This window comes from Streptomyces sp. NBC_00012, from assembly GCF_045040875.1.
Lineage (GTDB): Bacteria > Actinomycetota > Actinomycetes > Streptomycetales > Streptomycetaceae > Streptomyces.
The window spans coordinates 451730-475665 of record NZ_CP108310.1 but is presented as its reverse complement, the minus strand read 5'-3'; the positions used below and the strand labels follow the sequence as shown (position 1 = coordinate 475665).

The 23936-nt window shown below is 68.6% G+C and carries 16 protein-coding genes and 4 pseudogenes; 15 read left to right on the top strand and 5 right to left on the bottom strand.

Translation table 11 applies throughout. From position 1 onward, the window contains the following. Window positions 1-91 precede the first annotated feature (91 nt). From OHA19_RS41480 to OHA19_RS41440, 9 genes and pseudogenes are all read left to right on the top strand, one after another. Window positions 92-1714, top strand: coding sequence for a peptide ABC transporter substrate-binding protein (locus OHA19_RS41480; RefSeq protein WP_331749941.1), 1623 nt, complete (start codon window positions 92-94; stop codon window positions 1712-1714). Window positions 1715-1773: 59 nt separating this feature from the next. After that, complete coding sequence (locus OHA19_RS41475) at window positions 1774-2739, top strand: ABC transporter permease (RefSeq protein ID WP_331749944.1); 966 nt, start codon at window positions 1774-1776, stop codon at window positions 2737-2739. Then, the gene (locus OHA19_RS41470; protein WP_331749947.1) at window positions 2736-3689 is read left to right on the top strand and encodes an ABC transporter permease; all 954 of its coding nucleotides are present in this window, start codon (window positions 2736-2738) and stop codon (window positions 3687-3689) included. The genes OHA19_RS41475 and OHA19_RS41470 overlap by 4 nt, the downstream gene beginning before the upstream one ends. Continuing rightward, window positions 3686-4651, top strand: coding sequence for an ABC transporter ATP-binding protein (locus OHA19_RS41465; RefSeq protein WP_317863885.1), 966 nt, complete (start codon window positions 3686-3688; stop codon window positions 4649-4651). The genes OHA19_RS41470 and OHA19_RS41465 overlap by 4 nt, the downstream gene beginning before the upstream one ends. 119 nt (window positions 4652-4770) lie before the next feature. Continuing rightward, window positions 4771-5673 carry an ABC transporter ATP-binding protein gene (locus tag OHA19_RS41460; RefSeq protein WP_405722644.1) on the top strand — a complete coding sequence of 301 codons (903 nt, stop codon included), beginning with the start codon at window positions 4771-4773 and terminating at the stop codon, window positions 5671-5673. 231 nt (window positions 5674-5904) lie between these two features. Further along, window positions 5905-9285, top strand: coding sequence for a serine hydrolase (locus tag OHA19_RS41455; protein ID WP_331749957.1), 3381 nt, complete (start codon window positions 5905-5907; stop codon window positions 9283-9285). Window positions 9286-9313: 28 nt separating this feature from the next. Then, window positions 9314-10414 (top strand): annotated as a pseudogene (locus OHA19_RS41450) (M20/M25/M40 family metallo-hydrolase); the annotation flags it as partial. 971 nt (window positions 10415-11385) lie between these two features. Next, the gene (menC, locus tag OHA19_RS41445; protein ID WP_331754384.1) at window positions 11386-12492 is read left to right on the top strand and encodes an o-succinylbenzoate synthase; all 1107 of its coding nucleotides are present in this window, start codon (window positions 11386-11388) and stop codon (window positions 12490-12492) included. Between the two features lie 474 nt (window positions 12493-12966). Then, window positions 12967-13368, top strand: a complete 402-nt coding sequence (locus OHA19_RS41440) for a hypothetical protein (RefSeq protein WP_405722649.1) — start codon at window positions 12967-12969, stop codon at window positions 13366-13368. A gap of 76 nt (window positions 13369-13444) precedes the next feature. Here OHA19_RS41440 and OHA19_RS41435 read toward each other — a convergent pair whose 3' ends face one another. Further along, complete coding sequence (locus OHA19_RS41435) at window positions 13445-15037, bottom strand: helix-turn-helix domain-containing protein (RefSeq protein ID WP_331749968.1); 1593 nt, start codon at window positions 15035-15037, stop codon at window positions 13445-13447. A gap of 537 nt (window positions 15038-15574) precedes the next feature. Here OHA19_RS41435 and OHA19_RS41430 point away from each other — a divergent pair. Further along, window positions 15575-15778, top strand: a pseudogene (locus tag OHA19_RS41430) (transposase); the annotation flags it as partial. Between the two features lie 565 nt (window positions 15779-16343). On the opposite strand, the pseudogene OHA19_RS41425 reads toward OHA19_RS41430, so the two are convergent. After that, window positions 16344-16943 (bottom strand): annotated as a pseudogene (locus OHA19_RS41425) (transposase family protein); the annotation flags it as partial. A gap of 30 nt (window positions 16944-16973) precedes the next feature. Next, complete coding sequence (locus tag OHA19_RS41420) at window positions 16974-17441, bottom strand: GNAT family N-acetyltransferase (protein ID WP_331754378.1); 468 nt, start codon at window positions 17439-17441, stop codon at window positions 16974-16976. Window positions 17442-17509: 68 nt separating this feature from the next. On the opposite strand from OHA19_RS41420, the pseudogene OHA19_RS41415 reads away from it, so the two are divergent. The 5 genes and pseudogenes from OHA19_RS41415 to OHA19_RS41395 all read left to right on the top strand — a co-directional run. Further along, window positions 17510-17941 (top strand): annotated as a pseudogene (locus OHA19_RS41415) (IS5 family transposase); the annotation flags it as partial. A 127-nt stretch (window positions 17942-18068) separates the two neighbouring features. Next, window positions 18069-18683 (top strand): PAS domain-containing protein, encoded by a 615-nt coding sequence (locus OHA19_RS41410; protein WP_331749974.1) that lies wholly within the window; start codon window positions 18069-18071, stop codon window positions 18681-18683. After that, on the top strand, window positions 18680-19813 hold the full coding sequence (locus tag OHA19_RS41405; protein WP_331749975.1) for a pyridoxal phosphate-dependent aminotransferase: 1134 nt from the start codon (window positions 18680-18682) through the stop codon (window positions 19811-19813). Before OHA19_RS41410 ends, OHA19_RS41405 begins: the two co-directional genes overlap by 4 nt. Further along, window positions 19810-20724 (top strand): ornithine cyclodeaminase family protein, encoded by a 915-nt coding sequence (locus OHA19_RS41400; RefSeq protein ID WP_331749977.1) that lies wholly within the window; start codon window positions 19810-19812, stop codon window positions 20722-20724. The genes OHA19_RS41405 and OHA19_RS41400 overlap by 4 nt, the downstream gene beginning before the upstream one ends. An 83-nt stretch (window positions 20725-20807) precedes the next feature. Then, window positions 20808-21116, top strand: a complete 309-nt coding sequence (locus OHA19_RS41395; protein WP_331749981.1) for a hypothetical protein — start codon at window positions 20808-20810, stop codon at window positions 21114-21116. A 901-nt stretch (window positions 21117-22017) separates the two neighbouring features. Here the strand turns inward: OHA19_RS41395 and OHA19_RS41390 are convergent. Both OHA19_RS41390 and OHA19_RS41385 read right to left on the bottom strand, forming a co-directional pair. Then, the gene (locus OHA19_RS41390; protein WP_331749984.1) at window positions 22018-22632 is read right to left on the bottom strand and encodes a TetR family transcriptional regulator; all 615 of its coding nucleotides are present in this window, start codon (window positions 22630-22632) and stop codon (window positions 22018-22020) included. Beyond that, entirely contained in the window at window positions 22629-23726 is a 1098-nt protein-coding gene (locus tag OHA19_RS41385; protein ID WP_331754373.1) for a saccharopine dehydrogenase, read from the bottom strand. The genes OHA19_RS41390 and OHA19_RS41385 overlap by 4 nt, the downstream gene beginning before the upstream one ends. Window positions 23727-23936: the final 210 nt, after the last annotated feature.

Genomic DNA, 23936 nt, shown 5'->3' with positions numbered 1-23936 from the left:
CTCCACTCCCACCCGTACCCGAGGTGATGTCCCCATGAGATTCAGACGCACCCTCGCTCCTTGCCCTGTCCGGTCACGTGGACCGAGCCGCTTGCGGCGAAGTGGCGTTGCCGTCGCCGTCGTGGTGGCCCTCTGCTTCAGCGCCGCCTGCAACAGTTCGGCCACCCCGAACGTCTTCCGCCTCGGCGGCACCGAGCCGATCGACTCGATGAACCCGTTCGTCGCCGTGAACTCGTCGTCGTACGCGGTCTTCGAGAACATCTATCCGTCCCTGGTCCAGGTCGACCCCGCGCTGAAGACCGTGCCGGACTTCGCCGGCAGTTGGCAGATGTCGCCGGACGGAAAGACCTGGACGTTCCACACCGAGCCCGGCGCGGAATGGTCCGACGGCGAACCACTGACAGCCGCAGACGCGGCCTGGACCTTCGAAACGGTCATCAAGCACCAGGAAGGGCCCACGGGCAGCCTGGCAGGCTACGTCGCCTACATGGAGAGCGCCACCGCACCCGATCCCAACACCTTGGTGCTGAAGTACTCCCGGCCGGTCGCCAACGTCCTCGCCCAGATGTCGGGCATACAGATCCTGCCCGAGCACATATGGGCGCGATTCGCGGTCGGCAACGGCAAGGGCCTGCTCACCTTCACCAATCCGGCACCGGTCGTTTCCGGCGGCCCGTTCACCCTGGTCAAGTACGCCCAGGGCCGCATCGCACTGCTGAAGCGCAACCCGCGGTACTACGGCCCCGCGCCGCACATCGACGGACTCGGCCTGCAGTTCTTCGACACCGACGACGCGATGATCACCGCACTGAAGAACGGCCGCCTCGACGGGGTGCAGTCGGTGGCGCCGACTTCGGTGGCCGCGCTGAAATCGGCGGGCCTCGTCGTGGCGTCAGCCCCCGGAGCGGCGTTCGACGACTTCATCCTCAACGCGAACCCGAATCAGGCGGCCGACCACCGTGAGTTGGTCGACCCGCTGGTCAGGCAGGCATTCGACCGAGCGATCGACAGGAACGCGATCGTCAAGACGGCACTGCTCGGCTTCGGCCGGCCGGGGGCGTCGATCATCCCGCCGTCGACCGGGCACTGGAGCGACCCGACGATCAAGCCGACCCCGTACGACCCGGCCGCGGCGAACCGTCTCCTGGACGAAGCCGGATACCGCATGGGGCCCGACAAGATCCGGATCGCGAACGGCCACCCGATGTCGTACACCGTGATCATGCCCGCCAGCATCACCAACGGGTACGGGGCCCGCTCGTTCCAGATCATTCAGGCCGGCTTCAAGAAGATCGGCGTCCAGCTCGTCGCGAAACACATGGACGCCTCGGCCGCCAATGAGGCTCTCTTCGCCAAGGAGTACCAGAGCTTCGAGGCCGCGATGTGGGGTTTCTCGCTCACGACCGACCCGGACGGGATGCTCTCCTATCTGACCTGCCGGTCCCGGTACAGCCTCAACGACACCGGGTACTGCACCAAGTCCTGGGACGGGCTGTACGCGAAGCAGGCCACGGCGATGAACCCGGCGGTCCGGCAGCGGATCGTCCATCAGATGCAACAGACCGCCGCCCAGGAGCGTTTGTACCTGGTGCTGGACTATCCGGACTCGATCGAGGCGCACTCCCCGTCCTGGACCGACCTGCCAATGATCGAGGGCAGTTCGTTCTCGGCAACCTCGAAGATCCCGTTCCAGACCGTCCACCGGGTCGGGTGAGCGATGAGCCACGACATGCGGAGGCGGCTCGCCCATTCCCCGGCTGAGGGGGGAGGCTCGTGAACCGCACGGAACATCTGTTTAAGCGAGCGGCGTTCGCGCTGACCACGATCTTTGTGGCGGTTACGACCAACTTCTTCCTCTTTCGCGTGCTGCCGGGTGACGCGGTGACGAACATGGCCCGGGTGCCGCACGCCAGCCCCCAGCTCAAGCACGCGCTGACCGCGGAGTTCGGGCTGGACAAATCGAAATGGGAGCAGTACCTGATCTATTTGCGCAACCTCTGCCACGGGGACATGGGTATGTCGTTCGCCCATCGGCAGCCGGTGCGCGAGCTGCTGGTCGCGGACCTGATGAACACGGTGCCGTTGGTGCTGGCCGGTACCGTCGCCGCGGTCGTCGCGGGTGTCCTCGCGGGAGTCATCTCTGCCTGGCGGCGCGCGTCAGCGGCCGATCACCTGAGCACGAATCTGGCGATCTTCGCGTACGCGCTGCCCAGCCAGTGGCTCGGTCTGGTACTCCTGATCCTTTTCGCCGGGGTCCTTCCGTCGGGCGGAATGATGAACGAGTTCCTCTTCGAGCCCGCGCCGTTCTGGCAACACCTGGGTGACATCGGTACACACGCGATCCTGCCGGTCGTCACACTGATGCTGACCGCCTACGGCGGCTACACACTGGTCGTGCGCTCGTCGATGCTGGAGATCCTCGGCGAGGACTACGTCCTGACCGCGCGGGCCAAGGGCCTGCCGGCCCGGCGCATCGTCTGGAGACATGCGGCGCGCAACGCGATGCTGCCGATGGTCACGCTGATCGCTCTGGACCTCGGATACATCGTCGGCGGCGCCGTGCTGATCGAGGTGCTCTTCAGCTGGCCCGGTATCGGCCTGGCCATGTACACCGCAATCAGCCAGCGGGACTACCCCATGCTGCAAGGCGGATTCCTGATCCTGACCGTCTCGGTGATCCTCCTGAACTTCCTCGCCGACCTGGTCTACGCCCGACTCGACCCGAGGATCCAGCGATGAGTGTGCAGATCAGCAAGGTGTCACCCAGCGCGGAGGCCGTCGGTCCACACCGGAGCGGTTTCCTTCGCACCGCGTTGCGTGAGCACAAGGCCGCCGGCGCGGGCCTTGCCGTCATCGTGTTCTTCGTCGTTCTGTCCGTGATCGGGCCCTACATATCGCCGCACAGCGCGACAGCACAGACCTGCGCTGTCTACGCCCCGCCGTCGGCGCAGCACTGGCTCGGTTGTGACGACGGTGGCATCGACATGCTGTCGGAACTCATACAGGGCGGGCGTGTCTCGCTGCTGGTCGGCTTCGCCGCCACCCTGATCTCCATGGTGATCGGGGGTGGATTCGGGATCCTGTCCGGTTACTTCGGCGGCTGGGCCGATACCTCGCTGATGCGGATCACGGACTACCTGCTGGTCATTCCCGACCTGGTGCTCGCCATGGTGATCGCCGAAGTGTGGGGGGCGAGTCTGTTCCACGTGATCATGGTGATCGGCATCCTCGAGTGGACCTCCACGGCCCGCATCATCCGAGCCCAGGTCATGTCGATCCGCGAGCGTGTCTACATCAAACGCACGCGCGGACTGGGCGCCGGCAACGCCCGCATCATCGGACGGCACATCCTGCCGCAGGTCGGACCACTCCTGGTCGCCAACACCGTGCTGACCGTGGCCGTGGCGATCTACCTGGAGACAGCACTGGCGTTCCTGGGCCTGGAGGACCCCGGCGTGACGACCTGGGGGACCATCCTGAACAACGCGTTCCAGCGCACCGCGATCAGCTCCGGAGCCTGGTGGGCGATCGTCCCGGACGGATTCGTGATCGCCGCGGTGATCGTCGGCTGCTTCCTGCTCGGCCAGGCCATCGAAGACACCCTCAATCCCCGGTTGAAGGTTGCCCATCTCTCTGTACGCCGCTGGCGGCTGCGCCCGCTGATCGGAAGAGGCGAGGACGCGATATGAGCCTTCTGGAGTGCAGGGACCTGCATGTCTGGTTCGACCAGAAGCACGGTGGCCAGGTACACGCGGTCAACGGGGTGAGCTTCGACCTGGACGCCGGGCAGCGGTTCGGCCTCGTGGGTGAGTCCGGGTGCGGCAAGACCACGACGATTCTGGCGCTGATGGGACTGTTGCCGCCGACCGCCTCGGTGGCGGGCGAGGTCCGCATCAACGGCACCGACATTCTGTGCGGCGGCGAGGAATCGGTCCGCCCGTTCCGCTGGCGGGACATCGCCATGGTGTTCCAGGGCGCGATGAACGCCTTCAACCCGATGAAGACCGTCTCCTGGCAGATCGCCGAACCGATGGTCCACCACGGCGTCGCGGACCGGGCTCAGGCCCGCAGCCGCGCCGGTGAACTACTGGAGCTGGTCGGAATCCCCGCAGCGGCCGGGAAGCGCTATCCGCACGAGTTCTCCGGCGGCATGCGCCAACGCGCGGCGATCGCGATGGCCCTCGCCTGCGAGCCGAAGATCCTGCTCGCCGACGAGCCGACCACCGCGCTGGACGTGATGGTCCAGGCGCAGGTCCTGGAACTGCTGACCCGTCTCTGCGACGAGCTGGGCCTCGCGCTGATTCTGGTGACGCACGATCTGCCGGTGGTCGCCCAGACCTGTGAGCGGGCCGCCGTCATGTACGGCGGCGAGATCGTGGAGGACGGGCCGGTCGCCGATCTCTACCATGCCGCCCGCCATCCCTACACCCGGCTGCTGTTCGCCGCCACACCCGACCTCTACGGGGAGGAGCGGATCACCACGATCCCTGGGGGGCCGCCCCGGCTGGACTCCGCGATCGCCGGCTGCCCGTTCCGGCCGCGGTGCGACGTGCCGATGGAGCGGTGCGACGGCGAGCACCCAACGTTGAGTATCACCGGCCCGGACCACCGTGCCGCTTGTCACCGCAACGAACTCCAGGGAGCGAAATGAGTACGCCACACGCGGCGGGATCAGCGGCGGAATCACTACTGGAAGTGGAGGGACTGGCGACACGCTACCCCGTGCGTCGCGGCCTGACCCACGTACTGGCGCGCCGAACAAGGCGCTGGGTGCACGCAGTCGACGGAGTCAGCCTCAGCCTGGCCCGCGGCGAGATGGTCGCCCTGGTCGGCGAGTCCGGCTGCGGGAAGACCACGGCAATCCAGACGATCAGCGGCATGGTCACGCCTTCCTCCGGCTCGATCCAACTGTATGGAACCGAGATCGCCGGCCTGTCCGAACGGAGGTTGCGCCCCCTGCGCAGACGGATGCAGATGATCTACCAGGATCCCTACGAATCACTGGATCCACGGTTCCGGGTCAGCCAGACGCTGGTGGAACCGATGCTCATCCACGGTATCGGCGGTTCGCGGAGCGACCGGGCCAGACTTGCCGCAGAGGCCCTGGAACGGGCGGGCCTCGCGCCGGCGGGGGCCTTCCTCGACCGCTACCCGCACGAGCTGTCCGGCGGGCAGCGTCAGCGGGTGGCGATCGCCGCGGCACTTGTCCTCGGCCCTGACCTGCTGCTCGCCGACGAGCCCGTCTCCATGCTCGACGTCTCGGTCCGTGCCGGAGTGCTCTCCCTCCTCGACGCGCTGCGCCGCGACCCCGGGATGGGAATCCTGATGATCACTCACGACCTCTCCACCGCAGCCCACTTCGCGGACCGCATCGCGGTCATGTACCTGGGCCGCATCGTCGAGCAGGGGGCGGCGCAGACGGTGTTCCGCGCCCCGCGCCACCCTTACACCCGGGCCCTGTTGTCGGTGGTTCCCGACCGGGACCCCTGCAAGGCCGGGACACCGCAGATTCTGACCGGCGAGGCCCCCGACCCGGCCAACGTGCCGTCCGGCTGCCGGTTCCGCACCCGCTGCCCCGTCGCCGAAGCGCAGTGCGCGACGGCCGATCCACACCTGCGATTCCCGTCGGACGCGACGAGCCCGGCCCACGAGGTCGCCTGCCATCTCGCCTAGGGGCCGTCTGACACATAGCGCCGTCCGCCCGAAGAGCGGGGGCCTGCGGCGTCCGGTGCATGCGACCGCAAGGCGGAGGAGCATCCTCGTGCTGGACGTACGAGGACGATTCCGGCAACGCCGCGAGTGTGTGTGCCGGCCGTCGCGGGCCAGGCGGCATATGTCAGACAGACCCCGGGGCACCTGCCGATCGTGAAGATTCCCGGCACACCCTCCGACCGAAAAGAAGCCATGACCTTGACCAAGCCCTCGCGCGCGGCCCGCCGCCAGCGCATCGACGACCTGACCACGTTCGCCGTTCCGGAGCAGCCGGCACTGTCGCCGGACGGCAACGAGTGCCTCTACGTGCTGCGCACCTGCGACGCGGAAGCCGACCGGAACGTGCGCGCCATCTGGCGCGTCGGCACCCGCACCGGCCGGCCGCGGCAACTGACCCACGGCACGGCCGACACCTCACCCGCGTGGTCACCGGACGGCGGACGCATCGCCTTCCTGCGCTCGCGGGACGAGGTACCGCAGATATGGCTGCTCCCCGCCGACGGCGGGGAGGCCGGGCAACTGACCACACTTCCGCTCGGGGCCGGTGCGCCCGTGTGGAGCCCGGACGGCTCGAAGATCGCCTTCGTGGCAGTGGTGGATCCGCTCGCGGCCGGCTCGGACGGCATGTCGCCCGAGGTCCGCGCGAGCGCACCGCTCGTCGCGGACCGGCTCACCTATCAGGAGGACGGCGCGGGTCTGCTGGGCGCTGTACGCCGTCACCTGCACGTCCTCGACCTGGCCACCGGACGGTGCCGCCAGGTGACCGAGGGGGACTGGCACGCCAACCATCCTGCCTGGTCACCGGATTCGAAACGGCTGGCGTTCGCCGCGGCGATGGCTCCGGACGCGGATCTGCGGGCCCGCATGCCCTTGTACGTCCTCGACGTGAGCGGCGAGCCGGCGAAGCCGGAGCCGGCTGGCCTTCCCGACGGGTGCGCCGGTCCGATTCTGTGGACGCCGGACGCAACGGCACTCCTCGTCGTGGGGACTGCCGGCGAACCGGCCGGCCACGCCCGCCTCCTGCGCGTTCCGCTCGACGGCGGCGCACCGGACGAGCCGGCCGCCGCACTGGACCGCAACGTGATGCCGGGTGGTCCGGGCTACCCCGGGGCCCTGCCGCAGTTCGGCGACGACGGTCGCACGGTCCTGTTCTGTGCCCGCGATCGTGGCTGTACCCATCTGTACGCGGTGTCCGCCGAGGGCGGCACGCCCCGCCCGCTCGTCGCGGGTGCCGGGCGGAACGTCATGGGTCTGTCAGTGGCGGGTGACACGGCCGTCATGGTGCTCGGCACGCCGGCCTCGTTCGGCGAGATCGTCACCGTGGACCTCGCGACGGGTGCGGAAGCCGTCCGGACCGAACACGGGGCGGGCCTGGCCGACGTCGAACTGTTCCCGCGCGAGGAACGGGAGTTCACCGTCTCGGACGGCACGGTCGTCCAGGGCTGGCTCATCCACGACCCGGCTGTGGAAGGTCCACGCCCGTTGCTCCTGGACATCCATGGCGGACCGCACAACGCATGGAACGGTGCCGCTAACGAGGTGGAGCTCTACCACCAGGAACTCGTGGCGCGCGGCTGGGCCGTACTGCTGCTGAACCCCCGTGGCAGTGACGGGTACGGCGAGCATTACTGGAATGCTGCGGTCGGTGCCTGGGGCGAGGCCGATGCGAAGGACCTCCTGGAACCCATCGACGATCTCGTGGCAGCGGGGATCGCCGACCCTGCCAGGCTGGCCGTCTCAGGCTACAGCTACGGCGGATATTTGACCTGCTACCTCACCAGCCGGGACGACCGGTTCGCGGCCGCGGTGACGGGCGGAGTGATCAGCGACCTCGTCAGCCTGACCGGCACGGCCGACGACGCCCATGTGTTCGGCCTGTCCGAACTCGGTGCTCTTCCGTGGACCGCCCCGGACCGCTACGCGGCGATGTCACCGCTGACCCGGGTCGACCAGGTCAGGACACCGACCCTGATCCTGCACGGCGCGGCAGACCTGGGCTGCCCGGTCGGCCAGGCCCAGCAATGGCACACGGCGCTGCGGGGGCGTGGCGTACCCACCCGGCTCGTGCTCTACCCGGAGGCATCGCACCTGTTCGTCCTCGACGGGCCGCCGTCGCAGCGGATCGACTTCAACCGTCGCGTCGTGGACTGGGTCGAGCAGTACGCCGGCAGCAGCTCCGGACCTGCACGGCCCCGCCTCAACGCCGCGCACTGGCAGCGCCGGCTGACCACGCTGGCCGAGCACCACCACGTACCCGGAGCCACGCTCGGCATCCTGCGGATGGGTTCCGGCAGGGAGGACGAGCTTGCCGAAGCCGCGTACGGCGTGCTCAACAAGGACACCGGTGTCGGGACGACGACCGACTCCGTATTCCAGATCGGCTCGATCACCAAGGTCTGGACGGCGACGGTCGTCATGCAGCTCGTCGACGAGGGTCTGCTGCGCCTCGACACCCCGATCGCCGAAGTCCTGCCCGAACTGCGGCTTTCCGAGCCGGACGTCGCCAAGCGCGTGACCATGCGGCATCTGCTCACGCACACGAGCGGCATAGACGGCGACGTCTTCACCGACACGGGACGAGGAGACGACTGCCTGGAGAAGTACGTGGCACTGCTGGCCGGTGTGGCGCAGAACCATCCGCCGGACGCGACCTGGTCCTACTGCAACGCCGGTTTCTCGCTGGCCGGCCGGGTGATCGAGAAGCTGACCGGCGACACGTGGGACGAGGCCATTCGTAAGCGGCTCTTCACCCCGCTGGGCCTTGAGCGTACGGTGACGCTGCCCGAGGAGGCGCTGCTGCACCGCACCGCCGTCGGTCACATGACCGACGGCGGGGGCGAGCCGATGCGTGCACTGGTGTGGGGACTGCCACGAGCGGTGGCGCCCGCCGACCTGATCAGCTCGACTGTCGCCGATGTGCTCACGTTCGCGCGAATGCACCTCGCCGGCGGGGCGGCGCGCGATGGCACCCGGCTGCTCACCGAGGCGAGCGCCGAGGCGATGGCCGATTCCCAGGTGGAACTTCCGGACCACTGCGACCTCGCCGACTCATGGGGCCTCGGCTGGTCCCGGATCGGCTGGGACGGTCGCCGGCTCCTCGGGCACGACGGCTCGACGATCGGACAGGACGCCTACCTGCGCCTGCTGCCCGACGAGCGTCTCGCGGTCGCTCTGCTCACCAACGGCGGCGACACGACGGGGCTGTACGAGGACCTGTTCGGCGAGATCTTTGCCGAACTTGCCGACATCGCGATGCCGCCACCGCTCGGCCCACCGGCCCTTCCCCTGCCGCAGGACGTACGACCCCATCTGGGCACGTACGAGCGGGCGGGCGTCCGGATGGAGGTGCTCGACGGGGACGACGGTCCGATCCTGCGGACGACGGTCACCGGCCCGCCGGCCGAGCTGACGCCCGGTCCGGAGACCGAGCAGGCGATGGTGCCGGTCAAGGAGAACCTGTTCGTCGTCCACGACCCCGAGACGCGGTCCTGGGCTCCGGTGACCTTCTACGCCCTGCCGACCGGCGAGCGGTATCTGTATGTCGCCCTGCGCGCCACACCGAAGGCAGACTGACATGGACCTCGCAACTCTTGGCGCCGACATGACCGACGCGCTGCCGAAGATGCTCGCCGACATCGAGGCGCTCGTGACATGCGAGTCGCCGTCCAGCGATCCGGCCGCGCTCGCCAGAAGCGCTGACACGGTGGCACGGATCGGCGCACAGCGGCTCGGAGTGGCCCCGGAACGCATCGTCCTGGACGGGCGTACGCACCTGCGCTGGCGCCTCGGCGACGGGCCGTCCCGCGTGCTGCTGCTCGGGCACCACGACACCGTATGGCCGATAGGGACGCTGAGGACTCATCCGTTCACGGTCGCCCACGGCGTGCTGCGCGGCCCGGGCTGCTTCGACATGAAGGCAGGCCTGGTGCTGGCGATGCACGCTGCAGCCTGCCTTCCCGACCCCTCGGGCGTGACGATTCTGATCACCGCCGACGAAGAGATCGGCGCGCCCAGCTCGCGGACGCTCATCGAGACCGAGGCCACCGGCCTGGCCGCGGCTCTGGTACTCGAAGCGGCGGCCGACGGAGGCGCGCTCAAGACCGAGCGCAAGGGCGTCTCGCAGTACGAGGTGGCCGTCTCGGGCCGGGCTGCCCACGCCGGTCTGGAACCCGAGCGCGGTGTCAACGCCACCGTCGAGACAGCTCATCAGGTGCTGGCAGTGACCGCGCTCGCCGCCCCGGACCGGGGCACGACGGTCACACCGACGCTGATGTCTGCGGGTCTCACATCGAACACCGTGCCGGCCTCCGGGGCGTTCACGGTCGACGTGAGGGTCCGCGACGTCGCCGAGCAGCACCGGATCGACGCCGCGATGCGCGCCCTGCAGCCGATGCTGGACGGTGCGCGCGTGGAGATCACGGGCGGCCCGAACTGTCCGCCGCTGGCCGCGGAGGCGTCGGCGGCCCTGTACGCGCGCGCCGTGGCCGTGGCCGCGGACCTCGGACTGCCGCCACCAATCCGTGCTGCGGTGGGTGGCGGCTCGGACGGCAACTTCACCGCCGGCGTCGGCACCCCCACGCTGGATGGGCTCGGCGCGGTGGGTGGTGGTGCCCACGCCGACGACGAACATGTGCTGGTTGCCGAGTTACCGGCAAGCGCCGCCCTGGTCGCGGCCCTCGTCGCCGGGTTGCTCGACGAGGCGTCGGCCGGTCCCCCCCCCAGCGGGCCGGTCACGACCTTCCCGGACGAGGTCACGATAATGAGAAGGGAGCGAGTGGTGGACTTGTACAGTCTCCGCGCCGGTGCGGATCCGGGCCCTGATGCGGCGGTGAACGCCGCAGACCTGGCGGCGCGCGCGGCGGGCGTTCATGTGCGCGAGGTGGCCGAAATAGGTGAACTCGAAGCGGTGAACAGGCTTTACGACACGATCTGGCGTCCCGAACCGTCGAGCCCGCCGGTGCCGCTCGACTTCCTGCGAGCCCTGGCCAAGGCCGGAAACTACGTCACCGGCGCGTTCGACGGCCCCCAGCTGGTGGGCGCGTGTGTCGGCTTCTTCGGCCCACCTGCGGAGGAGGCGATGCACAGCCACATCGCCGGTGTGTCCGCGGCGGCACACGGCCGGAGCGTCGGCTTCGCCCTCAAGCTGCACCAGCGCGCCTGGGCGATGACGCGTGGCGTCTCGGAGATCGCGTGGACCTTCGACCCACTCGTCAGCCGTAACGCGTACTTCAATCTGGCCAAACTCGCCGCCGGGGCCACGGAGTACCTGACCGATTTCTACGGCGGCATGCACGACGGCGTCAACGGATACGACGACACCGACCGGCTGCTCGTCCGGTGGTCCTTGCACGCGCCCGAAGTGGCGGCCGCCGGCGCCGGAACGGTCCGGCCGTGCGACGCGGAGTCCGAGCGGCGACGCGGAGCCGTGGTGGTGCTCGCCTGCTCCGACGACGGGTCGCCGGTGCCCGGCGTGCCGGACGGCGACACGCTGCTGGTGGCCGTGCCGCCGGACATCACGTCGCTGCGCGCGGCAGAGCCCGAACGCGGCCGGGCGTGGCGCACCGCGGTACGTGAGGCGCTCACGGCAGCGATGGCGGATGGCCTCCACATCGCCGGATACGACAAATCCGGTTGGTACGTCCTCAGGCGCGACACAACAGAAGGGCAGCACGCATGAAACTGACCGGAGTAGAACTCCGCCGGATCCGCCTGCCACTCGTGGCACCGTTCCGTACCTCATTCGGCACCGAGACGGAGCGCGAAGCCCTGCTCCTGCGTGTGGTCGCCGACGAGGCGGAGGGCTGGGGAGAGTGCGTCGCCACGGTCGATCCGCTGTATTCCTCCGAGTACGCCGACGCCGCGGTGGATGTACTGAGCCGCTTCCTCATTCCCGCCCTCGCCGCGCACGATCGGCTGAGCGCCCACGCTGTCGCACCCGCACTGGCCCGGTTTAAGGGACACCGGATGGCCAAGGCGGCGCTCGAGATGGGCGTGCTCGACGCGGAACTGCGCGCCCTGGGCCGGCCGCTGGCGCAGGAGCTCGGCGCCGCACATGACCGTGTACCCTGCGGGGTTTCGGTCGGCATCATGTCGTCCATCGGCGAGCTTCTCGACGCCGTCGGCGGCTACCTCGATGAGGGATACGTCCGTATCAAGCTGAAGATCGAACCCGGATGGGACATTGAACCGGTACGCGCGGTACGCGAGCGGTTCGGCGACGATGTGCTGCTGCAGGTCGACGCGAACACGGCGTACACACGCGCCGATGCACACCATCTCGCAAGGCTCGACCCCTTCGGCCTGCTGCTGATCGAGCAGCCGCTCGACGAAGAAGACTTCCTCGGCCACGCCGAGCTGGCCAAGGCTGTCCGCACGCCCATCTGTCTGGACGAGTCCATCACATCGGCCCGCGCAGCTGCTGACGCGATCAGGCTTGGCGCGTGTGCGATCGTCAACGTCAAGCCCGGACGCGTCGGTGGGTACCTCGAGGCTCGCCGCATCCACGATGTCTGCGTCGCTCACGGCGTGCCGGTGTGGTGCGGTGGGATGCTGGAGACCGGTCTGGGCCGGGCGGCGAACATCGCATTGGCAGCACTGCCCGGCTTCACACTGCCCGGCGACACATCCGCCTCGGACCGCTACTACCGAACGGACATCACTACCCCGTTCGTCCTGGGCGACGGCCACCTTCCGGTGCCGACAGGCCCCGGTATCGGCGTCATGCCCCTCGCCGACGAGCTGAAGGCAGTCACCACCAGTACCCAGTGGCTGCCTCTGTAGGCCGCTGGACGTGATCTGGCCGTTCGCTGGGCAGTAGTCGGAGCCGCTGAAGCCCATGGATCGTCCGAGATCTGAACTCTGAATGTAGACCGGCTCAGCGGATTCAAGATGCTGGGAGGGGCTGGGCGTACTCGTCGTGGGTTCCCGGGGCCCGGCCCCCTGAACGCTGAGGCCAGCCGCCGCTCCTCCCGCCGTCGCGGCCAGGTTGCCGAGCGTCGACGTCAGCACAACGCCCTCTGTTGATCCGGGCTTCGCCCCTGGAAAAAGACTGGCGGGTGCAGACGCTCGCGCTCGGCAACGTGACCGAGCACCTGATCCGACCGTTGACGCTGTGGTCCGAGCCACCCGCAGGGACCACTGAGCCTGCTCCGCTTTGAAGGACACCGTTGGTGTGGTGGTCAGGCCGCGAGTGAAATCCTTGATGGCGTCCCGGTTGTTCAGGAGGCCCGGGAAGCTGGGGCTCCTCGGCAGTCGGTGTACTCCTGGACCGAGCGCCAGCACACCGCCGTTACCAGAGAGCAGATCACCGCGCAGGTGATCCGTACCCTGGCGAAGGAGGTGATGGTCCTCAACGAGTACATCGCAGAGGTCGACAAGCTCAGTGCGGCCCGGTTTCGCGAGCTGGAACTCGCCGAAGTGATCTCCAGCATGCCTGGCATCGGCCCGCTGCTGGGCGCGGAGTTCCTCGCCGCCACCGTCGGCGTCATGAGCCGATACGGCACCGCCGACCGCCGCCAGCACTACCACCGTGGCCTGCAACGCGTCTCTACGGTCCGCGATCATCAGCATCCGCAACAGCGGCGCTTCTACGAGCGCAAGCGCGCCAAGGTACGAGGCGCACCCAGGCTCATCTCGCGCTGGCTCGGCGACGGGTGATCGTCCTGTGGGACCTGATCCGCGTCGGATGGTGCTTCCATCGTGAACTCCCAGCCACAGGTGCGGCTTGACAGCGTCATTGTGTGGCGAACCGGTCGCTGACCCGGAGCTGGATCCAGAGCAGGAGGCGCTCATCCTGGTCGGCAAGGCTGAATCGGAAGATTTTCTCGGCGCGCGTGATCCGGTATCGGCATGTGTTCGGATGCACGTTGAGCCGACGGGAGGCGGCGGCGATGTCGCTGTTGGCGTCCAGGTACGTGAGCAGCGTTCTGGCGTAGGCCGTAGCGTGCTCGCGGTCGTAGACACGAATGGCAGGTCCCAGCCCTTGCATCATCCGGGGATTGCCGGCGAGGTCCTCGGTCAGCTCCAGAAGGGTCGCGCTCGCCCGGACCTCGTCGATCGTGGCGACGGAGGGCATGTCAGGCTCGGCCGGCCGCTCAGCGAGGACCTTTAGCACCACATCGGCATCCTGGCGTGAGCGGGCCGCCAGGTGCAGCCCGGCGACGTGGGAACCGAGTGCGGCATGGATGGGAATGCGAAGGGCCAACATCGCCCGCCGGGCGATGTTGGCCATGAAGTCGTGGTACGACTGCCCGGCAGGCCCCGTTGGCAACAGCGCGTAGACGGTGCCTTCGATCAGCGCGCACCCGTGCCGCCCGTAATGTGCCTCGACGTACACGCTGACGAGGTCCGCCAGCCGCGTGGCCGCCTGCGCGGTGGTGATGCCATCGCCGTCGCGGGGCACAACGACGAAGGCGGCCACGGCCACGGAGACGTCCGGGTTCAGGCTGAGCTGCGGCGCCACGATGTTGACGGCAGCCGGGTCGGCCAGCAGCCGTCGGAGCACATCGGCGCGCTGGCGGCGGGCGACATCAGCGGCTGTACGCGCCGCCAGCAGGTGCAACGCGGCGGTCGCCGCGGCCTGCGAGAGGGCTTGCACAGCATCGTGGTCGAGAGTGCCGGCGTCGACCACCCAGATCGACCCGAGCAGTTCGCTCCCGGCGTGCACACTGACGGCCAGGCGAGGCAGGCCATTTGGGTCGGTGAACCTCTGAACCAACGTGGTGCCGTGCACCTCGCGGTATAGTGCACCGTTCGCCGGGAGTTCGGGTACCTGCAGGCCGAGAATGCCCTGTCGTCGGTCTTCATCGATCGGCTGGTCGGGCAGAGTGGAGTACGCCAGGATTCGCTGGCGCGGGTCTTCTATGGTCGTCGCGCCGCCAACCATGGCCGCGATCGCGTTGGCCAGGGCGAACAGGTCCCCGACGGCTGGCGCACCAGCAAGAACGGTGCGCCCGGTTTCCGCCAGAACGGAGGAGACCAGGGCATCAAGATGATGCCAGGCGATGTCCTCGTCCGCTGCCAGAAGCGAGATCCCTGTCTCCGATGCGGTGGCCACCAGCTGGCCGGCTGACTCGCCGTAGCGCTTGATGACCAAACATGTGTAACCTGCCAGCGCCGCTTGCCCGAGCAACTCGCCAGCTTCGAGGCTGGTCGGCCGCACGCCCACAGCGAAGAGCATGGCGTTTCGCATCGGTGGCAGCGGCGCACGCGGTTCGTGGATCAGCACGCCGGACACCAGCACATCGGCTCCGTCCTGCGCAGTCAGAAGGTGCAGCGGCGCCGGTCCCAGCGCGTCGAGGATTTGCCTGAGCACCGATACCGTCATCCGAAGATGCACCCCTATTTGGCTTGCTTCCCAGTATTCGTCCGGAACTTCTGGCTGCGTCCCGGCCGGAGCCAGACGCTCCCGCTTGGCTGACCCCAGTTGAAGCAGGGCAGTACCTTGCCGGCTGCGGCCCAAGACACCTTCGCGCTCACCTGAACCGTCCATGACGCGCCACTACTTGAACGGTGCGCAAGAGGCTCACAGTACCCGTCGGCGGCGAGCGAGCTGGGGCCCCGCCGACGGGGGCGCCATTGTCCGCAGAGAGATGGGCATCCGCTGCGGCGGCAGACCGGCCCTCGCGCCGTGATCAAGAACCCTGCAAGCCTCCTTGGCTTGAGGCGGTGTGCCGCAACGATCGCTGAGCTGGCTGGCGTTGTGAGTATCTCGGCGGTGTCCAGGGCTGGATGAGTATCGTAGGAAGCCTGTTGGGTTGCTTTCCGCGGAGCAGGTTCGAACGCTGCTCAAGTGTCAATCCCCCCGAACCGTGGAGATCTTCTAAGACCGTGTCCTATGTGGTGATTGCTCGTTGGGCTGTTCATGGGGCGGGATACGTGGAGTTGGATTGTTCCGGACGGGCTGTGGGAGATCGCGAAGCCGCTGATCCCGCCGTCGAGGGTGCGGCCGCAGGGTGGCGGGACGCAGGACACGCCTGATGAGACGCTGTTCGCGGCGATCGTCTACGTGCTGGTGAGCGGGTGTGCCTGGCGGGCTCTGCCGCCGTGTTTCGGGGCAACTGCCCCTGTCCGGCCGGTTATCCGGGACGATCGGCGGAGGAGCCGATCACGCTGTCCCGGTTTCCCGCTTCCTTTCGGCCGCCGGCATTCGCTTCTTGAACCGTCCTGTGCCCGCCGGGGATCTGGGCCTTCCTCACGGTCGGCTTACCGGCCGCCGCTGGCGGCCGGACCCCGTCGGGGTTGTCACGTTTCGCACGTACGAGATGCGACCGGGGTGGGTGCCCCCTCTACTCCGGGAACGGCGGTGTCCACACGGCCGATACCAAATCCTCAGCCGCCGCCTGCCGCCTCACAACGGCCAGTTCCTGAACCCCGGTGGTGCACTCCATCAACCGAGGTGATGCATCACGAAGCATCATCGAGGGTTCACTCGCGTTCACCCGTCCGGTCTTCCCCTCGCCTGTGGACACCGGATGGTTCGGCGGCCCTTGGGCTTCTTCCCCCAGGCTTCACACCCCGCCGTTACCAGCGACGCATGCCGGGGTGGGGACAGGCACTCGGACATTGGCCTGGGATTACGCTGCCGACACCAGTCGGCCTCCTTTCCGCGCAACCGCTCGTCGCGTGCGCCTTCGTGTCGCACTCTGGTCGTGCATGCGACCGGGCCGGTTCGCGCCCGACCACAGCAGGCGGCCCTGTCCATCGCTGACGGTGGTGGTCTTGATTGTGTTCTGTTTCCTCTTGCCTGATACGAAGGCTCGTCGTCCTGGCTGACCGGCCTTCGGGCGGCGAACCTGGGTCTCGGCGCCGTCGATTCGTAGACGGATCCCCTCGGCCTCGGCGTAGGCGAACACATCCGCCAGGGTGCGCAGCCTGACGCCGGGGCGGTCGGGGACGGCGAAGCCACGTGCGGCCAGCAGCGGGCGGATCTCGCCGATGGCCCGGGAGATCGTGGAGCGGGCTGTGCCGTACAGCTCGGCCAGCGCGGCGTGCGGGAGCCCGGTGCGCAGATGCACCAGCGTGACCAGCACACGGTCGGTGAAGACCAGGTCGTGCTTCGGTCCGGCACCAGCGTCCCGCTGCCTCTCGGCACCACGTCGCTCACGTAGTGCAGACTCACACCGGGCAAGCCACGGGCCTGCCAACTCCTCAATCAAATTCCCGAGATGCGCACGGGAGACGCCGCTGAAGGCAGGATGAGACAAGGCCGCACGAACCCATGGAGACGACACATCCGATGAACTCGTGCGGTCCGCTTCAGGTCACGGGTGCATCCGCCCGGTCTGTGGTCGGCGGAGGTAGAACAGCTCGGGGTCGCCCTCATCGAGACCGTGGAGAAGGCCGGCCGGGCTCCATCCGGCTTTTTGGAGCAGTCGCTGCATCGGCTGGTTGGAGACGTTGGTCGAGGTGAAGAGCTTCGGTGACGTGCACGAGGCGGCCACGGCGTCCAACAACCGATGACCAACGCCCCTGCCGCGGGCCGATGGGGCCACCATGAGCATCGTGACGAAGCCCTGTTCGAAGAACGTGTACTCAACCACGCAGTAGCCAAGCAGGCCAGACGCGTCCTCTGCTACGACCACCAGGCCCTGCTGGCACCATCTTCGGATGCTCGCCTGTCTCCCGACATCACCTTCGACCGCGACCGAGTCGATCCCGACCAGCGCGTCCGACTCCGACTCACTCGCGCTGCGCACAACGAACTCGCCGAGGTCTACTGCATCGTCCATGAGCCCATGCTCTCAGTTCGCCCCGGAAGCCCGTCCTGCTCCCGGTCCTCAATCGCGGGCCAGGTCGTAAACCGGGTTCCAAGATGCACGTCCTGTCGGACGCGAACGGACTGCCCCTGGTCGTCGGGCTCTCCGCCGCCAACACCCACGACAGCCACGGACTGAAGCCCATGGTGGCCGGTCTCCGATCGAGGCACGACCCCCACCGCGGCTGGAACTTCAAACCCGGCAAGCTCCACGCCGACAAGGCGTACGACATCCCTGACCTGCGTAGATGACTCCGCGGGAAACGTATCGGCGTGCGTATCGCCCGCAAGGGAATCGAATACAGCGAACGGCTCGGACGCCGAAGGTGGGTCATCGAACGCACGATGTCCTGGCTGACCGGCTACCGCAGACTCAACCACCGCTACGAACGCCACCCCCGCAACTACCTGGCCTTCCTCGGCCTCGCCGCCACCCTCTGCTGCTACAAACGACTGGTCCGACTCACCACATAGGACACCGTCTTGGATGCCGGAATTACCGCGAGAGGATCCCGGTGGACTGATGTGGACTTTTTGTCTGACCTGGATGTACTGTCCAATTGTGGAGAACGTGGAAGAGGGCCGGGACCCTCGTGTGCGGATGTGGGCGCCGGTGTGCCGGGCCGTCGCGCTGTTGCTTGGCCCGTACGCCGAGGTCGTTCTGCATGATCCCGAGACCGACCGAGTCCTGGAGATCTGGAACCCGATGGCTTCCCGCCGCCCAGGGGATCCTTCGCTGCTCGGCGAACTGGACGAGCTCGACCCGTCGGCGCGGGACGTGTACGGGCCGTACGAGAAGCTGCTCGCGGACGGCCGCCGTCTGTCATCGGTCAGCGCGGTCCTGCGGGATGCACGGGATTTGCCGTCTGCGGTGCTGTGCATCAATCTCGACCGCACTCCGCTGGAACAGGCCGCGGCGGTCCTGTCGGCCTTCGGCGCGCCGACCGTGCAGAGCCCCGAGCCGCTGTTCGAGCAGGACTGGTCCGAGCGCATCCAGCACGTGATCGGCACCTACGTCCGCGAAACGGGCCGCCCCGTCGAACGCATGACCCGCCAGGACCGCCTGGCCGTCCTCGGCCGCCTCGACGAGGCCCGGGTGTTCGCGGTGCGCCGCGCCACCCCTGCCGTCGCCGGGGCGCTGCGGGTGTCCCGGTCCACCGTCTACGGCCTGCTGGCCGAACTCAGAGCACCCAGCGCAAAGGACCGACAACCATGACCCGGCTGCCCGACTTCCGCCTGGAAACGTACTTCTCCCGCTGGGAATTCACCGCCCGCCACCACCTGACCGCCTCCGACGTCCAGACCATGACACTCAGCGAACTGCTCGCCCTGGCCGAGGACAAGGATCGCGAGGCCTTCGAGAACCTGTCCCTGGGCTACACCGAGACCTTCGGCGACCCGGCCCTGCGCGAGGTGATCGCCCAGGGCTACGAGCACGCCGACGCAGACGACGTCATCTGCTTCGCGGGTGCAGAGGAAGCCCTCTACCTGGCGATGAACGTCCTGCTCGACGCGGGCGACCACGCGGTGGTGGTGACCCCGAACTACCAGGCCGCCGAGACCGTGCCTCTGGCGCTGTGCGAGGTCACCGGCGTGGCCCTCGATCCGGACCGGGACTGGGCCCTGGACCTCGACATGGTGGCGGCGGCCATCCGGCCCAACACCCGGGTCGTGTCGGTGAACTTCCCCAACAACCCCACCGGCAAGGTCATCGACACCGCCGACTTCACCGCCCTCGCGGCCCTGTGCGACGAGCGCGGCATCTACCTGTTCAGCGACGAGGTCTACCGCGGACTCGAACGCGACCCCGCCCGCACCCTGCCGCAGGCCGCAGAGCTGTCCGAGCGCGCACTGTCATTGAACGTGACCTCGAAGTCGTTGGGGCTGCCCGGGCTGCGCATCGGCTGGATCACCTGCCGTGACCGCACCCTGCGCTCGCGCCTGGAGCGGGCCAAGCACTACACCACCATCTGCAACTCCGCGCCCAGCGAGGTCCTGGCTCGCATCGCGCTGAAGGCCCGCGAGACGATCCTGGCCCGCAACTGGGCCCTGATCACGGCCAACCTGCCGGCCTTCGAGGCGTTCTTCGCCGAGTTCGCGGATGACTTCGAGTGGCAGGCGCCGGACGGCGGATGCGTCGCCTACCCCCGCTACCTCGGCGCCGACGGGGTAGCGGAGTTCTGCACCCGCCTGGTGGAGGAAGCCGGTGTCCTGCTGCTGCCCGCGAGTATCTACCGCTCCGAACTCACCGCCACCCCCGCCGACCGGTTCCGCATTGGCATCGGCCGCCGCAACCCGGAAGCAGGCCTGGCCGCCTTCGCCGAGTGGATGCGAGCACGCCGATGACCCTCCCCGTCTTCGGCACGGCCGCCGTCAAGAAGACCGCCACCTTACGACTGGTCCTGGACACCGTCCGCGACGCGCTGGTCGCGCACGCCGAGGGCCGCACCAGCGTGCCGCCGCCGCTGCACATGGACTTCCCCGAAACCGACAGGGACTGCCACGTCAAAGCCGGCTGGATCACCGGCGCCACCGACTTCACCGTCAAGATCGCCACCGGCTTCTACCGCAACCCCGCCCTCGGCCTTCCGGCCAACCACGGACTGGTCTGCGTCGTCAGCGCCCGTACCGGACAGGTACGCGCGCTCCTGGACGACCGCGGTCTGCTGACCGCCTGGCGTACCGCCGCCGCGGGCGCGCTCATCACCCATGCCATGGCCCGGCCCGGCGCCGTCACCCTGGCCGTCTTTGGCACCGGCGAACAGGACCGCCTCCAGGCGATCTGGCTGGCCAAACTCCGCCAGGTCAGCGCGGTGCTCGTCCACGGCCGCAACCCGCACAAAGCCGCCGCCCTGTGCGACGACCTCAAAGCGCACGGCCTGCCTGCCCGGCCGACTTCGGCACAACAGGCGGTCACCGCCGACCCCGGCACATCGTCGACGGCACCGGGTCAGTCACCAGGCCGGCGGTGCGTCGCGGTGGTGGACGGCCGGAAAGTCGGCGGAGTGACCGATCATCCAACGTCGTCGGGGGAGGCGCACCACACCCGCGGGTCGTCGGTGAGCCGGTCGAGGAGTTCGTCGATGACCTCGGCACGTTGCGGCGTGTCCGTCCACGAGACGTGGAAGACGAACGAGGTGCAGCCGCCGGCGGTGACGGTCCGTTCGACGTGGTCGAGGTGGGCCGCGAGGAGCCCACGCGGTCTCACCGGCGTCGTGCCGGGAGGCACCCGGAGCGAGGCGAACCGCGGGAAGTAGTAGTAGTAGTCGACGTCCTGCCATGCGTACGGGAGCAGGGGCAAGCCGTCGGCCGGGCCCCATCCGTCACCGGCGAGGGACAGATGGCCGAAGCAGGCGTCGCGGTAGAGCCCGACGGTGTGCTCGCCGAGGAGCCCGCCCGGCGGACGGGCACCCGCAAGACGCAGCTCCAGAGCGTCGTACGCGGTGAGCGTCTGCTCCAGAGTGGCCCTCGCCTCCTGCGGGGAGAGCCGGTGCGTCTCGGCCGAGGCATCGCCACCAACGGCGCCAACCTGGACAAGCTCCGCGGAATGGAAGGCTGGCGCGTCAAAGCGCACTGCCAATTCCTCGGCGCGGTTGCCTTCACCGCCTGGCGTGGCGGCACTCCTCGTCGGCGGCGGGGCCACAGGTAGTGCCTGTGCCCTCCATATCACCGCTGTGGGCGCCTACCACCAACGGACTGGCGGTGGGCAAGCCCTCGGGGCCGCTGGCCAGCGCTGACTGTCTCACCGGTGGACCGGCGGACTGTCGAGGCTAGTTCGGTCAACGGGGCATCCGCTCCGGCTTCGAAGGAGTCCAACCTTCCCAAGCCCGTGCCTGCGGATGCCTCGTCTCGAACACGAAACGACCATCTCGGCCTCAACATAGCCCGGTGCCGAGCCTGGCACAGCGCGGCCCGGTCCAGGCGATTGTCGGCCGCGACGCGCTCGGTCACTTCGGGCGGCGCGGCCCCCACCCGCACAGTCACGGCCCCCATAGCAGCGGGTCTGCCGAGCGTCGGCATCCTCATCCACCAACTCCTGTCTATCCCGATCCGATCGGTTATGAATCGAGCAATGGTTGTCGGGGGAGGATTCTGATCGACCCTCGGTTCACTGACCCGGCTCGGCGCGGGCCAGTGATCGACGACCGCCCGCCGGTGGATGCGTGCGCACGTGTGCGGGCCGATGCGTCGGCGTCGCCTCGTCCAGTCAGATCACCGGGCGATGTTGGCGAGTCCGGTCAGGGTGGCGTCGGGGCGGGTGGAGTCGACGGGATGCCACAGCCGCCCGTGCTCGTCCCGTTCGCAGCAGGGCGACGGCTTCCCGGCAGGCGCGGGTCTTGCCGGTCGAGGGCCCGCCCACCGCTATTCAACAATTGCGCCGTCATCGGGGGGCTCTTGCTGAGCCGCGTGGCGAGCCGGTTGATTTGCCCGGACCGGCGCCGCGCGTCGGCGACATCCACCGCATCTGTTCTCCTGTGGGATCGCCGCAGTCGGCGGAAGGCGGTCGGGTCATTTCGCGCCGCTGCCACCGCGCTCTTCCACTGGCTCCGTCAGCCGAGCAAGGCAGTGGCCGTGTTGATGAGTTCCGCGTCGGCGGCCTCGGTGCGTTGGGCGGCGATGCCGGACCGGAAGAGCGCCGCTCCTTCGATCAGCGCGGTGAAAACCCTTGCCCGTGCCTGGCAGACAGCGTCGGGGAGAGCGGGGTCGCGGGCGCGGAGGAACCCGGCCACATGATCCTGGTAATCGCCGTAGAAGGTGCGTAGGACCGTCGCGACGGCTTCGTCACGGCCTGCCAGTGCCCACAACTCGGCGTAGACCCGTACGAGTCGCGGATCATCGTGCTCGGCCAGAAGCTGACGGACCAGCCCCTCCGTGTCCGGTGGAGTGTGCGCGGTCGCGTCAGTGAACAACGGGGCCAGCCTGTCGAGCGAACGGTCCAGGGTGCGGCGCAGGACGGCGGCGATCAACTCGGTGCGGGAGTGGAAGTAGTACTGGACGTGCCCCAGGCGCGTCTGTGCCGTGGCTGCCACTGCCCGCATGGTCAGCTCGCCGTACCCGGACTCGAAGAGAATCTGCTCGGCGGCGTCCAGGATCAGAGCGCGCCGCTGGGCACCCTTGGTCGTGGTTGCCGTGCGCTTCTCCTGTTCCGGGGACCGGTCGCTCATGCCGCCCTGCCCTCCGCGTGTTCGTCGCGCACAGCCCTGAGCACAACCAGGCCGACGCCCTGCGAGGCGAGGTGTGACGGCACGTTCTGCGGATTCGGGAGCTGTTCGGGGAAAACCACGCCGCTCGGTGCAGGGGCGCCGTCCTCGCCCCGTACCCGACGCAGCCCCATCAGGGCGCCCAGGGCGGTCAGGTGGGCCTGACCGGCCGGATCGGTCACGGTCGCGGAGAGGGTGTCGCCCCCGCGTGTGACATCGATGCGGAGCTGAGCTGTGCCTCCCTCGCCGGGTGCGTACAGCAATCCGCGGCGTGCACCGGTGAAGCACTCGCCGCGGCCCCAGCGGAAGAACCCGAGCCGCTTGGCGGCCAGCAGGGCCGTCGTGGACGCGGGCGAGCTGAAGCCGATCCGGGTGGTTGCGGTCTGCGCGGAGAGGGCGAGGGGAAGAGTGAACTGCTCGGGGGTGTCGATCCTGGCGACCCGGGTGAGTGTCTCCCCGATACGGACGCGGCCGGCATCGCTCAGCGGCATGACCGTGTGCCGCTGCCCGTCCCGCATCACCTCGTAGTCCAGTCCGAGGCGGTCCATGAACTCCACCGAGTCCGCGCCCGCCCGGTCGGCGAGGTCCCAGCGAATGGCCACGTCGACCGTGTCCGCGCCGCCCAACCGGTCGCCGAGACAGGCGGCGACGAGGCTCGTCACGCCTCCCATCCAGGCGGAGGACAGGAGTACCGGTGCGGTGGGGCCCGACATTGCCGCGACGGTGGCCGCACGCTGCAACCGCGTGGTCCAGCGGGTGATGTCCACGAACGGCACCCCGCCGCTGATCGCGGCGCGCAGCACCCGGTCGTCCGGATCGTTGACCACGGTGACGACCGAGCTGATCTCCGCCCGGAACGGTGCCGGATCCGCCAGGTCCCAGGTGCGCAGTTCCGCGCCCGTCTCGTCCGCCAGTTGCTGTCCGCGCTGCACGGTCCGTCCCGTCAGTATCAGAGGCCACGAGGGGGCCGCCATCCGTGCGAGCTCCGCGCCGACCGTGCCGTATCCGCCGACCAGGAGCACAGGTCCGTCGGCGTCAAAGATGAGTTCGTCATTCATGACACCCAATATAGGTCAAGCGACCAAAAAATGTCGCGGGAGGGGTGTGCTGGAAGCACTCGGGCCCGATCCGCCTCGCTCACTGACCACGTCGGCGATGACTCGTCGGGGCTTGCAAGGACGGTTTGGCCGTGCTGCTGTGACGTCTCGGTCTTGCACTCGAGGGCGTTCACCGTGAGGTGGCGTGGATCAGACGTGGAGCAAGGGGGG

What these genes read in the sequence shown, in the direction of transcription:
- OHA19_RS41470 (WP_331749947.1), top strand. Translation starts at nt 2,736, where the DNA reads ATGAGTGTGCAGATCAGCAAGGTGTCACCCAGCGCGGAGGCCGTCGGT.
- OHA19_RS41465 (WP_317863885.1), top strand. Translation starts at nt 3,686, where the DNA reads ATGAGCCTTCTGGAGTGCAGGGACCTGCATGTCTGGTTCGACCAGAAG.
- OHA19_RS41455 (WP_331749957.1), top strand. Translation starts at nt 5,905, where the DNA reads ATGACCTTGACCAAGCCCTCGCGCGCGGCCCGCCGCCAGCGCATCGAC.
- menC (WP_331754384.1), top strand. Translation starts at nt 11,386, where the DNA reads ATGAAACTGACCGGAGTAGAACTCCGCCGGATCCGCCTGCCACTCGTG.
- OHA19_RS41435 (WP_331749968.1), bottom strand. Translation starts at nt 15,037, where the DNA reads ATGACGGTATCGGTGCTCAGGCAAATCCTCGACGCGCTGGGACCGGCG.
- OHA19_RS41420 (WP_331754378.1), bottom strand. Translation starts at nt 17,441, where the DNA reads ATGGACGATGCAGTAGACCTCGGCGAGTTCGTTGTGCGCAGCGCGAGT.
- OHA19_RS41410 (WP_331749974.1), top strand. Translation starts at nt 18,069, where the DNA reads ATGTGGGCGCCGGTGTGCCGGGCCGTCGCGCTGTTGCTTGGCCCGTAC.
- OHA19_RS41405 (WP_331749975.1), top strand. Translation starts at nt 18,680, where the DNA reads ATGACCCGGCTGCCCGACTTCCGCCTGGAAACGTACTTCTCCCGCTGG.
- OHA19_RS41400 (WP_331749977.1), top strand. Translation starts at nt 19,810, where the DNA reads ATGACCCTCCCCGTCTTCGGCACGGCCGCCGTCAAGAAGACCGCCACC.
- OHA19_RS41395 (WP_331749981.1), top strand. Translation starts at nt 20,808, where the DNA reads ATGGCCGAAGCAGGCGTCGCGGTAGAGCCCGACGGTGTGCTCGCCGAG.
- OHA19_RS41390 (WP_331749984.1), bottom strand. Translation starts at nt 22,632, where the DNA reads ATGAGCGACCGGTCCCCGGAACAGGAGAAGCGCACGGCAACCACGACC.
- OHA19_RS41385 (WP_331754373.1), bottom strand. Translation starts at nt 23,726, where the DNA reads ATGAATGACGAACTCATCTTTGACGCCGACGGACCTGTGCTCCTGGTC.